Below are 14,864 nucleotides of genomic sequence, written 5' to 3' on the forward strand. Positions count from 1 at the left end.
TCGCTTTCCTCCTTTCTTCTTGTAATTCTATATTCTATCACTTGAAGGCAGATATGAGAATAAAATAATCCCACTTTGTGATGATCTGAGATATGTTGTATGATAAAATATAAAGCGATAAAGGAGGGCACAATATGAGAAGTCTCGCTCCTTTGTTGTTATTAGCTTCCATTTTAAGTTCAGCCCAAAGCAATTTGGAAATCCTCTCATCAAAGCGGGAGAGGATTTGTCTAAATGGAAGATGGGAATTTATGCCCGCAATAGACGAAAATTCTTTCTCGCAATCATCCTGGGGAATTATACTGGTGCCAGGAACCTGGAATGGAAATTGGAGACTACCGGGCTTAATAACCAAGGGGAAGGGACCATCTTGGCAGGATATAGACCTCTCAACGCTTGGTAGAGCTTGGTATAGGAAAAATGTTTTAATCCCCAAAAATTGGAAGGGAAAAACGATTCTTTTGACTCTGGGCAGGGTAAGCACTGACGCAATCGTGTTCGCTAACGGAGTTGAATGCGGGAGAGTAGAATGGCCCTATGGTTCTGTGGATATCGCGAAGGCGGTTGAGCCAGGCAAGGAAGCAGAAATAAGAATATTAGTAGCCTCGGGCGGCGACGAGAAGGAAGCGAGAGAGCTTCTGAATCTCAAAAATCCCCAATATTCAACTAATGCAAAATTGGAAACAAAGGGATTGATTGGAGAGGTGTTTCTTGAGTGTAGACCTATGGGAGCTCATATAGATGATATCTTCATCCAGACCTCTGTGCGAGAGAAAACCCTGACAATTGAAATAGAAATTTCAGATATCAAAATCAAAGAAGAAGTAGAAATCATCGCTCGGGTTCTAAACGAGAAAGGCAATGAGGAAAAGAGATTTCAAGCAAGGAAAAAATTATCCGGTAAGCCAAGCGAGAACTTAAAAGTTTCATGGAAATGGGAAAATCCTCACCTCTGGGATTTTCGCCAGCCAAACCTATACAAGCTATTGCTACAAGTGAAGGGTAAAAAAATAGATGATGAATGGGGCGAAATCTTCGGTTTTCGGGAGTTTTGGATTGATGGAAAGAAATTTTTCTTGAATGGAAGAGAAATCCGTCTTCGCCCAGATGAGGCAGGAGATGTATGGAACAATTGTGCGGGAGTTTCCGAGGTAATTGAGGCTATGTTGGAGGGAGAACTTGCCACCGGTTTCAATATTGTTGAGTTGTGGCCTTGGAACCACGATGAGAGAGGAAGCACCCATTTTAGAGAGCTGTGGTGTGAGATAGCGGACAGAAAGGGAATCTTAATTATGGCGCCCGCCTTGGATATGGCTCCCTATATCACGTGGGGGGATTTAAATCACTGGTGGCAGGCAGGGGTAAAGGAAACATACGAAAAACGAATGTTTGCGGAATTGCGTCGCTATCGCAATCACCCCTCAGTCGTTATGTGGACAACAACAGCAAACTTCGCTGGCTACGATTGGCAGGACCAAAACCCTCGCTTCATTGGGAGGAAAAACTGGTATGAGGGGAAAAATCCCTCCGCTGATAAGCATTGGAAAGCGATAAGGGAAGGCATCGCCTTGATTAAGAAATATGACCCTACACGACCGGTTATCGTTCATCACGGAGTGTATAACGGCGATGTTTTCGCTCCCAATACCTATCTCAACCTCATCCCCCTTCAGGAAAGAGAGGAATGGCTAAGCCATTGGGTGAAATACGGCGATATGCCCTATTTACCCATTGAATTCGGAACCCCTCTCACAACTACTTTTATGCGAGGACGAGACGGTTACGGAAACGCTATCATCAGCGAACCCTGGGTTACTGAATTCTGCGCCATTTATCTAGGGAGAAAAGCTTACGAACTGGAAACGGATGAATATAGAAGGGAAATCGTCAACCGATATCAAGGCGACCAACATTATGCCAACTGGCAGGGACATCCCGCTTTAGCTGGCGCGCCCGCCCTCCAAGCTCTTGAAAGCCTCTTCATTCAAAACACTTGGAGAAGCTGGCGAACCTGGGGGATAACGGGAGGAATGGTTCCCTGGAGGGATGGAATATTCTGGCAAGAGAAAACAGGAGAAATCAAGCTGCCATTTAAAGAAGGAAAGAGAGGAGTGTATAGGGAAACAATTCCAATCTCCCTTTTATATTACCGCCGTCCCGAGGGGAACATCATTCACCCTGCTTTGGAGACCTTAAAGAAAGTTAATGGTCCCACTTTAGCCTGGATAGCTGGTCCCAAGGAAGCTTTCACCGCTAAAGACCACAACTTCTTCGCCGGTCAAAAAATCCAAAAGCAAATAGTACTGATAAATGATGAAAGGGACACTCTACCCTATAACTTCCATTGGGAGGCTTTATTAGGACAGAAGGTCTTAGCCAAGGGAGAAAAGAAGGGGCAAATAGAACCCGCAACGAATCTTTTCTTCCCCATAGAAATCGTTCTCCCCGATACACTGCCATCCGATAAAGTAGATGGGAAAATCGTTCTCAAAGCGAGAATAGGAGGATACGAGCATACAGATGAGTTTTCCTTTCGCGCTTTCCGACCAATCCGAAAAGGAAAAGAAGAGATTTGGTTGTTCGACCCCGTTGGGGAAACAACTAATCTTTTCCGAAAACTCGGTTACGATGTGAAGCTTGTAAAGAATGCCTTGCCCAGTGGAGTATCAAGAATCGTGATTGGGAGAAAGGTTCTTTCAAATGGTTTCAAATTGCCCTTTGACTTAAGGGGTTTCCTTCAAAATGGTGGAAGAGCATTGGTTATGTCTCAAGACCCAGAGTGGTTCAGGCAATACCTTGGCTTACGCGTTGCTCGCCACTTATCCAGAAGGGTGTTCATGGTGAATTCCTACCATCCCGTGGTAAAGGGATTAGATGATGAGGACTTGAGGGATTGGAATGGCATAAGCAAATTAGTTGAGGAGTATCCTGAGTATCCGATGGAGCAAATACCACCCTATGGTTGGCATTGGGGCAACAGGGGAGCTATTACAAGCGCTGCTATTGAAAAGCCGCATAGGGGCAGTTGGCGCCCAATATTGGAATGCGAATTCGATTTAGCCTATTCCCCCCTTATGGAGCTCAACTATGGCAGAGGGCTTCTCATCCTCTGCACGCTCGATTTGGAGGACCACGCTCTTTTAGACCCAGCCTGCCAGAAGCTCGCATATCAATTGATTGAATATCTTCAAAAGGGAGGCACAGCTTGTAAAAGGGAACAAAAGGTAATTTACATAGGTGGGGAGAGAGGAGCGAGATTATTGGATTTCCTCGGCGTGAATTATCAAAGGGAAAGCGATTTGAGACAAGATGCTGGATTGGTCATTATCGGCTCCGATGCAGAGGTTGAAGAGGAAAAGTTAAAGGAATATATGGAAAATGGAGGTAAGGTCCTCTTTCTGCCAAGGGATAATCCAGACGTACCTTTTGAAGTTAAATTGGAGAAAAAGGGGAGATTTCATGGCTCTTTAAATATCCCCAACTGGGAGGAATGCTCAGGTTTAAGCCCTTCCGACCTTCACTGGAAAGCGGATTATCCCGCTTGGTTGATAACTGGAGGCTGTGAAGTTGGTGCAGATGGTCTATTGGGAAGAGTGAAAATGGGCAAGGGGGTGGCCATATATTCCCAAATAGACCCATTCCGTTTCAATTCACTTGAAAGGGTGAGAAATGGCGATTTCTCATCCCAGCTGGATGGATGGACATTCGGTCAATATGGAACAGCAAAAGGTGACGCGGTAGTGGATATTAACATCCCAGAAGAGCTAAGGAAAGCTAATCCATCCGCAAAATCAGTCAGAATAGCCGTGAGTCAAGCAAGTGACCAGACTTGGCATATTCAATTTCGCCAGCCTGTGGGAAGAATTGAGGCGGGAAAAAGCTACTCGCTGAGCTTCTGGGCTAAAGCGGATAGAGATTGCCGTGCCGTTGTCGCATTGATAATGGACCACGAGCCTTTCAATGTTGTTGACTTCAGCTCCAACCTCAATTTAAGCAATGAATGGAAATTCTTCCAGTTCACTATACGTGCCACAAAGGACGAGAAAGTAAGGGTAGAGTTCCAGCTTGCGATTCAACCAGCGACCTATTGGCTTACAGCTATATCCTTCCAACAAATGGGGAAAGACATATGGGAAGAAATCGTGGCTACCTACTTCAGATTCACTCGCTGGCGGGAGACAAGGGCTTTATCCCAAATCCTCTCCAATCTCGGCGCAAGCTTCAAAAGCGATGAAATCTTCTTTTCCCCGATGCCAAGGGATATCCCTTTGCCGGAAAAATGGCAATATCAGATAACCCTTAAACTCCTTCCCGCACCTTCACCAGACAAAGTTCACTCCGACCCCGGAATCAGCGAGAAAGCGAAGAGATTGATAGAAAATCCATCTGAAAAGGGATGGAAAGAGACGAATGTCCCCGGATTGTTGAGAGAGTTTCAAGAAATAGATGGAGAAGCTGTTTTCCGAGCAACTATTGAGATTCCGCCTCAATGGCAAGGTAGGGATTTGTTGCTTTCCCTCGGAGCAATTGATGACTACGATTTCACCTTCTTCAATGGAGAGTTGATAGGTTCAACTGATAATAGAACACCCAATTGGTGGTCCGCCCCTCGCACATATACAATACCGGGCAGATTGGTTAAAGCGGGCAAAAACACGATAACTGTTAGGCTGTTTGATAATTATGGTGGAGGCGGCTTTGCTGGTGCAGCCCAGCAGATGAAGATTAGACTAAAGGAACCTCCCTTCCCAGTGGATTTCTATCATCCAGACCATATACCAGACTTCCCCCTTGGAGATGACCCCTACCGTTATTTTAGATGGTGAAAATAAACAAAAAGATAAAAATTATTGACCATCTTTGTGGACTTTTTTATATTCAATTAATAAAGCGAGAAGGAGGCTGGTAGAAAATATGCGCCATTTTAAATTCTTAGTCTTTCTGTTTCTCTTTCCTTACCTGCTAATTCCCCAGCAGGATAAAATTTCCCTGTTAAGGGAGAGAGCCTCTTATCCCCTACATAGCTGGCGTTTCATCCTTAGAGACCCTACTCCTTCCTCCTTGGAGGGATATGTGTTCGTTGATATCAGTAGAGATTGGAAATTCCAAACTGACCCAAATGATATAGGCTTGAAGGAGAAATGGTTCTCTCCTTCCCTCGACGATTCCAAATGGGCTAAAATAGATTGCGGGAGACCCTGGGAACAGCAAGGCTACCAAGATTACGATGGAATAGCCTGGTATAGGAAGGTAATCCTCATTCCCAAAGAATGGATGGGAAACCCCTTGTTCGTAATTTTCGGAGGAGTTGATGATGAATACGACCTTTTCGTCAATGGTCAGAAAATTGCTCACTATGGAGGCAAATCCATAGGAAGCGTCCACGAAAGCGCAACTTACACCGATATATCTCGCTATGTGAAATATGGAGAAGGAAATTTGATCGCTTTAAGGGTAAATGATTGGGGTGTTTGGGGCGGACCGAGAAAGCCGCCTATCGTTATAACTCCTGATAAGATGGTTCTAAGCAGGTTGGGTATCGGCTTCCTCTCAGAGCTTGATTACGACGATTCCTCTTGGCAGATGGCTGATATCGGCTTCAGGTGGAATGTTCCAGAAAGCCACGGCTGGTTCAGGAAGGTTATAACTGTCCCAGAGAATTTAAACGGTTTTCCCATTGAGGGTAAACCATTGTATTTTAAGGTAGGGATAGATGACGAAGGGGAAATTTATGTGGATGGTAAGCTCGCTCAGCGCTTTCGTTGGGCAGATGGAAATGTGAAGCTGAGGAATAAAGCCGTTCCTGGTGAGAAGATATTGATAGTAGTAAGGGCGATAAACCACCCTGCGGAAGGGCGATTGATGTTCGCATATCTTCAAACCGAGGAACAAAAAGAACTTGAAGATTTGCTGAACGCCCTTCAAAGACTACAAAATGCTAAGGAGTGGGATAAGGCAAACTCCCTTCACTACGAGGAAATCTACAATTCAGCTTTGCAGACAATAGACGAGAAGGCTCTGCAAGAGGGAAACATCCACCTTTTCCGCCAATCCCTCGCGAAGGCAACCGAGCTTGTAAAGGAAGCGGATTCACTTATGAAAAGATTTGCCAACTACATCATCCCTCAATCGCACATTGACGCGGCTTGGCTTTGGCGCTGGCCTGAGACGGTGGATGTATGCAGATTTACATTCACCCAAGCTTTGGACATTATGGATAAAGTTCCCAGCTATACTTTCACGCAAAGCGCCGCTCAATACTATCTCTGGATGCAGGAGAAATATCCTGAGATATTTAAGAGAATTAAGCAGAGAGTGAAGGAGGGAAGGTGGGGAGTTGTTGGTGGAATGTGGGTGGAATCGGATTTGAATATGCCCAATGGAGAGGCGCTCGTCCGCCAATTCCTCTATGGAAAGAGGTATTTCCTCTCCGCCTTAGGAGTGGATGTCAAAGTAGGCTGGAGTCCTGATACATTTGGTCATAGCTGGCAATTGCCCCAGATTTTGAAGAAATCGGGTATAGATTACTATTTCCATTACCGTTGTTCTCGTGGACCACTTTATTGGTGGGAAGGAATAGATGGTTCAAGGGTTCTGGTTCGCACGGGAGAGGGCGGCTTAAACGAAATGAAGAAAAGGTATGACCTCAACTGCAATATGTATTTGATAGGACCAGGCGACCACGGTGGAGGAGCAACTTTGAAGGATGTAGAGGAAATCGTTGAGCGTTCTAAGAGCTTGGTCACCCCGAAGATGGTTTTCACAACCCCTGAGACTTTCTACAAGCAGGCTGAAAAAGAGGGTAAAGATATACCAGTTGTGAAGGAAGAACTGAACTTTGAGTTTGAGGGTTGCTACACTTCTCAGGCAAAGCAGAAATACAATAATCGCAAATCAGAATACGCTATGCTGAACACGGAACTCCTCTCAACGATAGCGAACTATCTAGGCATTCCCTATCCCAAAAAGGACATAGAGAAAAACTGGCATCTTGTCCTTTTCAATCAATTCCATGACCTTCTACCAGGCTCGGGAATCCACGCGATCTATGAAGATGCCCAAAAGCAATACAATGAAGTTTTCGCATTCACCCGCAAAACAATCAATTCCGCTCTTTCCTCAATAGCAGGAAAGATATCAACTCAAGGGGAGGGAATTCCCCTCCTTGTCTTCAATCCCCTTTCCTGGGAAAGAACCGATATAGCCATTGGCGAGGTCCTCGCCCCAGCGGGAACAAAAGACCTTGAAATCTTTGATTTTCAAGGAAACAGGGTTAATAGCCAGATTCTAGATTCAATCACAACCACAAAAGGAGAGAGAATAAAAGTCGCCTTTTTTGCAGAAAGAATACCCGGCTGGGGTTACAAGCTATTCTACGCAAAGCCCTCCAATATTACCCCTAATTATGCCTCCCGCTCCGATTTCAAAATAGATAATCAATTCTACTTGGGAGAAATAGACCCTAAATCAGGCAATATCTCTCGCCTATACGATAAAAGAGCCCAAAGGGAAATTTTCTCCGCTCCTGCAAATGTCCTCCAAGTCCTTGGTGAAGGACCGGGAGGTATGTCCGCTTGGGTGATTCATCTTGATGGAAATAAGTGGGAGCTAAACGATTCCGCTTATGTGATAAGAAAAGATGGACCGCTTTTCACCTCCTTCTATACCCTTCACCTCTTCTCCAACTCTTCCTTTGATAGGGAGATAAGATTTTACAAAGACATTCCCCGCGTAGACATCATCTTCTATGCTAACTGGCAAGAGCGTAATCGCCTTCTCAAAGTTGCTTTCCCCACGACACTGACCTCCACAAGGGCTTTCTTTGAAATTCCTTATGCGGTCATAGAGCGTCCCTCCGATGGGAGAAAGCTTCCCTCCGGCACATTCACTCCCCCTCCAGATGGAGGACACGAGGTTCCCGCTATCACATTCGCCAACATAGATTCCACGGATGGAAGCTATGGAGTTGCTATCCTCAACGATTGCAAATATGGCTATGATGTGAAAAATGGAAGCATCCGCCTTACACTACTCAGAGGTTCCGTTGACCCCGACCCTCAAGCGGATATCGGCTATCATAAAGCCTCTTATGCGATATATCCCCATCAGGGGAATTGGCAGGAGGCAGAGGTTTTGAAAAAAGGCTGGGAATTCAATAACCCGCTCATAGTCTATCAAACGACAAATCACGAAGGAAAGCTTCCTCCTGAATGGGGATTTTTGAAAGTTGAAGGCGATGCGATAGCGACAGCGATAAAACTTGCGGAGGATTCAAATTCCCTCATAATCCGCCTCGTTGAATTCAACGGCAGGAAAGCAAGAGCAACCATCACTTTCCCCGCCCCTATCTCCTCAGCCAACGAAACGAACCTCCTCGAGAAAAAGATTAAACAGATTCCCTTCAATGGCAACCAAATCATGGTCAATCTCTCCCCTTATGAAATAAAAACCCTTGAGATAAGCCTAAAGAAGTGAAAATTCTCCTCCTTGCTCTTATTTTCGTTGTTAGTTCCTTCCCTTTACAGGAGGAATTTATCAGGAAAATAGGGGATAAGATATTGGAATATCAAGCGTCCGATGGAGCTCTTTTTCTTTATCCTCTAAAAAGGAATGATAACATCGTCATTCCCTATTTCTCCAACTATGCCTCAATTGGGCTTTGCCTTGCATATGGCAAAACGAAAGACAGAAAATACTTGGAAGGGGCAAAAGCTTGGCTAAACTGGTATGCTTCTCATCTTAATCCTGATGGAACAATCTTTGATTACAAAGGAATACCCTCAAAGCTCAAGCCAACGGGAGATTACGATTCAAGCGATGCCTACGCTGGAACCTTTATCACCGCTGTATGGTATTTCTATAAAGCATCCCAAGACAAACGCTATCTAAAAGAGATATATAAAGCGGTTAAGATTGCTGTTGAGGGGGTTAAGTTAACCCTTCAGGAAGACAACCTTACATATGCAAAACCAAATTACCCAATCAAGTATCTGATGGACAATGTTGAGACTTGGCGTGGTATTAGAGATGCTGGAAGAATAGCCCACGCATTAGGATACAAAGAAGATGGTGACAATTTCACATCCCTCTCTTCAGCGATGTTGAAAAGCATTGAGGAGAATCTTTGGGACAAGGAACACAATTGCTATGCCTGGGAGCTTTCCCCAAATGGTAAAAGGTCAAGTGGATTGAGCGGGTGGTATCCCGAGCAGATGGCGAATCTTATGGCAATCGCTTTGCTTCCCTTCTCGGAGAGAAGGAAAGAACTTTACCTTGCAATGAAGGAGAAGCTTTCTCCGTTTAATGAAACCGACCTCGAAAAGCTAATTTGGTGGGGAATGGCGGCGAAAGGGGCCAAAGACGACGGGGATGTAGAACTATTTCTCAAAAGGATTTTTGAAAGCGATTTTTTAAGCCTTATCCCTCCACTTTTAGGACATTTGCTCTATATAATCACTGATTAGGAAATTGGTAGAAGGAATGATGCCATAAAACATCGCGGAAGAGGGAGAGGATTGTTTCCTCTGTGGCTTGCAGTATTTCCTCACGGCTTATCGTTCCTTGAAACGCTTGCTCAGTGGATGAATCAATGGGAACAAGAAGCCTCAAAGTGAAAGATTTTATCTCGGCGTCCGCCTTCGTAGCTGCTTGTAAAACGGGAAGAGAGATTTTCATCAAAAGAGCCAGCACATCCTGGTAATTGAAAGGAACTCTGGAGAATATGTCAATAATAGCTTTCTGATTGACGGCGTCCACTACAACTCTCACTCTTTCTATCCCCGGAATCTGGGCGTTCATTATCCATTGCCTTATATTTTCCTCCCTTGGAGTATATGGAGAGGCGGGGGGCGCCTCCTCAGTGGGAGTAGGAAGGGAAATGGGAGGAGTAGGAGAAGAAGGGGGCAAGTTGGGGATGTAAGATGGATAATTTATGGAAAGTTCCGCCTTGGAATGTCTCCATTGAATGAAGAGGAAAATAGAGAACGAAATCAACATAAGGGCAAATGCTAAGGCTCCCCAAGTTATCATCTTCCCTTTGGATTGTTTTTCTCTCTCCGCTAAAATCCTCTTCACCCTTTCCAGTTTCTTCTTGTCGGCTTGTGATGAAGGCGCAAGCTCAACAGCTAGTTCATACCACTCTTTCGCTTCCTCCCACCTCCCTTGGTCAGCATATATATCCCCTAAAAGGGAATGAGCGGCGGGATTGTTTGGATAACGACGGAGAACCTCTATGCACTTATTCTCCGCTTCCTGCCACAGTCCTCTAACCCTATATAAATTAGCTGTAGCCAAGAGGGAATAGACCTCCCTCTCCATTCCCCAGTCTCCGGAGTCCCCGAATTTCTCCTCTATGGGAGCTCCACAGTAGGGACAAGCAACAGCGTCATCGGGAATCTCGGCTCCACAGTGCCCACAAATCATCTCATCCTACCTCTATTCTATCTCCGCCCTTTGATTTTGCCTTGTACAATAACTCGTCTGCCCTGTGAAGAAATTCCCCCATTCCCTCTCCCATTCTATACATAGTTAAGCCACCGCTAACAGTAATAACTTTATCTCCTGCGGAGAGCCCGAGCTTCTTTACGCTATCCCTTATCCTTTCACAAACAATCATAGCATCATTAACCTCGATATGAGGGAAAAGTATGGCGAATTCATCTCCCCCATAGCGAGCGAGTATATCGGTTTTACGAACGAGCTTCTTCATAGTTCGGCTTATTTTACGCAAGACCTCGCCTCCAGCTAAATGTCCATATTTATCATTATAAGCTTTAAACCCATCTATGTCCAAAAACACCAGGGAAATAGGTATCTTATAACGATTAGCCCTATTGATATCTTCTCGTAAAAAATAGAGGAAATATCTCCTGTTAGCGAGGGAAGTCAAAGGGTCGGTAGCAGCAACCTCAACCGCCTTTTCCAAGTAGAGGATTTTCTCAATCGCCGGCATTACTTCCCCGAATATGTCTATCAAAACCTCTTCCTCTTCTTCGCTGAACTCCTCGTCCCTCTCCAAAATCACCTCTCCATTGAAATCAGAGCCTGCAAACCGCCTTCGCAAACGAAAAGTTTCACCATCTCTTTTATCCCCTGGTGGAGGGGTAGATTGAAAGGAAAGTGGCTCAACCTCCTTCCCTTCAACAGATAAAGAATATCTCGTTGAGGGAATATTTTCCAATATATATTTCAAAACTGTTCCCATCGCCTCTTTGAAACTTTCCTGTTCCAAAACCTCCTTACCCAACGGCCAGAAGATTTGCAATCTGTTTATCATCTTCTTCAATCTCCTATAATCGTTAACAAATAATCCAAGTGTGGCACTACCACCTCCTAAAATCGGTGCCCATATCAATAAGAACAGCCCTTCGTCCTTATATCCTAAAATTCTTCCATATAATATCCCCCAAATGAGTGGTATGAAGCCAGCCAATCCCCCTAACCACCCGCTCTCCCAAGTAATGATTGAGAAGGGAATACACATCATAAGTAGGAGTGAAGGATAATGGAAAACAGGGAAAGAAGGAAAGAAAGCTCCCAATAGGATGAGGTCTGTAATAATTGTTAGCCAAAGAACTGCCCCCTTATGAAGGATGGGATAAAAGAGAAGCTGCGCCCACAAAGAAAAGACTATGATAATATGAATGGGGAATCTGAAATCCGAGGTGCTTAAGCCGAGAGCCATCAAAACTATCATTAATAGGGCGAACATCGTGAAGCGAGCACACCTAATGGGTGATTTACTCTTTATCGCATAAATCCCCGGCAAAATTAGAAGCCAGGAGCAAAGAGAAACAACCAATCTTTCTCCAACATTTGCCCCATAGCCCGCTGCGAGAAGAAGGACGGAGAAAAACACTAAAGCGAGGATTAATGTGGATATAACAATAGGGAAGATGCTTCTTCCCCGAGTTACATTTCCTTTTCCAGAAGGGATATCATTCGTAAAACCGGGCAAGTTTCCTTAAAACCTCCCACTTATCCTTTTTCCCTAACTTTGCCAGCCTTACAGCCTCCTCCAATACCTGGATGGTTTTTTCGTAAGTTTTCCTATTTACCGGATAAGGATGTCCGTCTTTCCCGCCGTGAGCGAAGGAAAACTTCACTGGGTCCCGATAGGAAGGCTTGGCTCCAAAGATTAGCTCCCCAAGGAGCGCCAATGCCCTTATCGTGGCTGACCCTACCCCCTCAATGCCAAGGAGCTCTTCAAAATCCCTTGGTTTTCGCTCGTAAGTTTTCAGCAACACCTTCCTTAAGCTTTCTTTTCTGATTACCACTGGATGCTCTTTGGGAAGCCGAAGAACTTCTATTCTCTCCAGCTCCTTAAGGGTTTTCTCGGGTCGTTCGGAGGAAAGAAGAGTCACAGCTTCCCTCGCCTTTCCACTTTCCTTCGCCACCATATTCAAGACGGTTTTTTCAACCATTTGAGAAACTATGGATGAATGCGGTTCACATACGAAATCGCATACCTCATCGCTCAACCAGTGATAGCGACGAGCATAGCCTGTCCTCTCGTTCATCCCCTGCTGTATAACACACCACTTCCCAGACCTCGTGAAAATGAATGTATGATGATAGATTTGATAACCATCCTGAAGAGCAGAGTTATCCACTTTAGCGGACATCCTTGAAGCATATATCAAATGTCCCACCTCCATACCCTCCTTATCGCCCACCATTTCTATCTCCTGTGGAGTTTTGAGGGATGTTTTCCCTTTCCCTCCCGCAATCCATAGCCCCAAATCCCTTTCCATCCCTCTTATTCCCTCCTTCAATGCCCCACATAGTGTGGTAGTTAGCCCAGAGGAATGCCAATCAAATCCCAAAAGGCAACCAAGAGCTTGAAACCAAAACGGGTCGGAAAGCCTCCTCAAAACCTCCTCACTACCGTATTCCTCAGCTATCCCCTCTATTATCCCCCTACCCAACCGCTTCATCTTCACAAAAAGCCAGGGAGGACAAGCACCGTAATGCAAAGGACTATCAGCTATTCCCCTTCTCACTTCCCCTTTTAGCCTCCTCCCAGATCTCGTCCATTTCCTCCAGACTCATATCTTTAAGGTTAACACCCTTCTCTTTTGCTCTTGCCTCTATTTGGCTAAATCTCTCTATAAATCTTCCCGTTGCCTTGCGAAGAGCGGACTCGGGGTCAATTCCTAAGTGGCGAGATAGATTGACGAGGACAAACAAAACATCTCCCATTTCCTCTTCCAACCCTTCCCTCTTATCCATAGCTTCTTTTAATTCCTTCAACTCCTCTTCCACCTTCGCCCAAACATCTTCTGCCTTTTCCCAGTCAAACCCCACCGCCTTAGCCTTCTCAGTTATCCTGTATGCCTTCAGAAGAGCGGGCAAATCCTTGGGAACACCCGCCAGGACGGAATCCCTGCCCTCTTCATTTTTTATCTCCTCCCACTGCTTTAAAACTTCCACACCAGTTTGCAAATTCCTGTTCCCAAATACATGGGGATGTCTGCGGATTAGCTTCTCCTTTGTCTCCCTTAGAACATCAAAAAGAGTGAAAGAACCTTCTTCCTCCCCAACAACAGAATGGAATATCACCTGAATCAATATATCCCCCAGCTCCTCTTTCAATTCCTTGGGATTTTTACTATCAATGGCTTCAGCTGCCTCAAAACACTCCTCAATGAGATATTTTCTCATGGACTCGTGCGTTTGCTCCCTATCCCAGGGGCATTCCTTTCTTATCCTCCTTATTGTTTCAACCAGCTGGGCGAATTCCTCTCCTTCCATCGTTAACCCTTCTGAAGAGAAAGAAATCTCCTTATGCTTCTATCATAAGTCCTCTCCACTTCTGGAGGGAAGAAACACGCAGGAAGCTCCTTATGGGAAAGGTGGTATCTTAGACATTCACAGCAGATTCCTTTCCTAGGACAAGGTTCGTATGTGCAGTTGCAACGGGATAGATTGATATCCAACTTGCATTCTCTCATAAAAATCCCTCCTTACTTTTTTCAGAAAATATATAGTCAAAACAGAATTTAGTCAAGAAATAGGAAATCTTATCCCGGTGATTTGACAATCCATTTATATCTTTTAATATTATTTTTTGAGATGGCAAAGGCTATAGTTACCTATGGGAAAATAGAAAACACACTGGTCTGCGATACAAAAGGCCTCCCCTTGAAAGAGGGAGATAGTGTAGTGGTTAAAACTCCCAGAGGAGAGGAGCTGGGAACAGTTGAGGAGATAAGAGATGATGCATCTGGTGAGGAAAGCGAAGGGGAAATTCTCCGCTTAGCAACTCCTGCGGATTTAGCACTTTATAAAGAAAGAGAAGAGAAGGCTAAGGAAGCATTCCCGATTTGCGAGGAGGAAATTGAGAAACACCATCTCCCTATGAAACTCATAGCAGCGGAGTATACGCTTGATGGAACCCACCTTATATTTTATTTCAGCGCTCAAGAGAGAGTTGATTTTCGCGCCCTCGTGAGGTCGTTGGCAAGCATCTTTAAGGTTCGCATTGAATTGACGCAAATAGGGGCAAGGGATGAAGCAAAACGGTTTGGTGGTATCGGACCCTGCGGAAGGCTATGCTGTTGCTATCTCTTTCTCAACTCCTTCCGCTCCATATCCCTAAAGATGCTCAGGGAACAAAACCTTTTCGCCAATCCAAGCAAGCTAACAGGCACCTGTGGCAGACTAATGTGTTGTCTCGCTTACGAGCTGGAGTATTATCAGAAATTGAGAGAAGAACTACCCCCTATAGGGGCAGAGGTAGTGACCCCTCAAGGCAAGGGGAAAGTCGTTGATTTGAACTTCCTAAAAGAATTAGTCCTCGTAGAAATTGAGGAAAAAGGCGTGATGCCCTTCCCCAAGGAGGAGATTAATTTCCCTCGTTAATG

9 protein-coding genes are annotated in these 14,864 nt (G+C 45.0%); 4 read left to right on the plus strand and 5 right to left on the minus strand.

The window, feature by feature from the left end:
* The first annotated feature begins 134 nt into the window (after positions 1-134).
* The 3 genes from H5T88_03200 (at position 135) to H5T88_03210 (ending at position 9,464) form a co-directional block, all read left to right on the plus strand.
* Positions 135-4,826 carry a carbohydrate binding domain-containing protein gene (locus tag H5T88_03200; protein ID MBC7329345.1) on the plus strand — a complete coding sequence of 1,564 codons (4,692 nt, stop codon included), beginning with the start codon at positions 135-137 and terminating at the stop codon, positions 4,824-4,826.
* An 88-nt stretch (positions 4,827-4,914) separates the two neighbouring features.
* The gene (locus H5T88_03205) at positions 4,915-8,475 is read left to right on the plus strand and encodes a hypothetical protein (GenBank protein ID MBC7329346.1); all 3,561 of its coding nucleotides are present in this window, start codon (positions 4,915-4,917) and stop codon (positions 8,473-8,475) included.
* Entirely contained in the window at positions 8,472-9,464 is a 993-nt protein-coding gene (locus H5T88_03210; GenBank protein ID MBC7329347.1) for a hypothetical protein, read from the plus strand. The genes H5T88_03205 and H5T88_03210 overlap by 4 nt, the downstream gene beginning before the upstream one ends.
* Here the strand turns inward: H5T88_03210 and H5T88_03215 are convergent.
* From H5T88_03215 to H5T88_03235, 5 genes are read right to left on the minus strand one after another with little or no spacing between them, the layout of a single operon-like run.
* Positions 9,454-10,422 (minus strand): tetratricopeptide repeat protein, encoded by a 969-nt coding sequence (locus H5T88_03215; GenBank protein ID MBC7329348.1) that lies wholly within the window; start codon positions 10,420-10,422, stop codon positions 9,454-9,456. The two genes, H5T88_03210 and H5T88_03215, sit on opposite strands and share 11 nt — an antisense overlap.
* Before the next feature lies 1 nt (position 10,423).
* Positions 10,424-11,956 carry a GGDEF domain-containing protein gene (locus H5T88_03220; GenBank protein MBC7329349.1) on the minus strand — a complete coding sequence of 511 codons (1,533 nt, stop codon included), beginning with the start codon at positions 11,954-11,956 and terminating at the stop codon, positions 10,424-10,426.
* A complete protein-coding gene (locus H5T88_03225; GenBank protein ID MBC7329350.1) occupies positions 11,937-13,001 on the minus strand; it encodes a DUF763 domain-containing protein in 1,065 nt (354 codons plus the stop codon). Before H5T88_03225 ends, H5T88_03220 begins: the two co-directional genes overlap by 20 nt.
* On the minus strand, positions 12,982-13,752 hold the full coding sequence (gene mazG / locus H5T88_03230; protein ID MBC7329351.1) for a nucleoside triphosphate pyrophosphohydrolase: 771 nt from the start codon (positions 13,750-13,752) through the stop codon (positions 12,982-12,984). The genes H5T88_03225 and mazG overlap by 20 nt, the downstream gene beginning before the upstream one ends.
* Positions 13,753-13,754: 2 nt before the next feature.
* Complete coding sequence (locus H5T88_03235; protein MBC7329352.1) at positions 13,755-13,952, minus strand: hypothetical protein; 198 nt, start codon at positions 13,950-13,952, stop codon at positions 13,755-13,757.
* A 121-nt stretch (positions 13,953-14,073) separates the two neighbouring features.
* Between H5T88_03235 and H5T88_03240 the strand changes: the two genes are divergently transcribed.
* A complete protein-coding gene (locus H5T88_03240) occupies positions 14,074-14,862 on the plus strand; it encodes a stage 0 sporulation protein (GenBank protein MBC7329353.1) in 789 nt (262 codons plus the stop codon).
* Positions 14,863-14,864 lie beyond the last annotated feature (2 nt).

It is taken from the genome of bacterium (assembly GCA_014360495.1).
Lineage (GTDB): Bacteria > Armatimonadota > JACIXR01 > JACIXR01 > JACIXR01 > JACIXR01.

Coding starts and splice junctions, on each gene's coding strand:
- H5T88_03200 (MBC7329345.1), top strand. CDS start 135: ATGAGAAGTCTCGCTCCTTTGTTGTTATTAGCTTCCATTTTAAGTTCA.
- H5T88_03205 (MBC7329346.1), top strand. CDS start 4,915: ATGCGCCATTTTAAATTCTTAGTCTTTCTGTTTCTCTTTCCTTACCTG.
- H5T88_03215 (MBC7329348.1), bottom strand. CDS start 10,422: ATGATTTGTGGGCACTGTGGAGCCGAGATTCCCGATGACGCTGTTGCT.
- mazG (MBC7329351.1), bottom strand. CDS start 13,752: ATGGAAGGAGAGGAATTCGCCCAGCTGGTTGAAACAATAAGGAGGATA.
- H5T88_03235 (MBC7329352.1), bottom strand. CDS start 13,952: ATGAGAGAATGCAAGTTGGATATCAATCTATCCCGTTGCAACTGCACA.
- H5T88_03240 (MBC7329353.1), top strand. CDS start 14,074: ATGGCAAAGGCTATAGTTACCTATGGGAAAATAGAAAACACACTGGTC.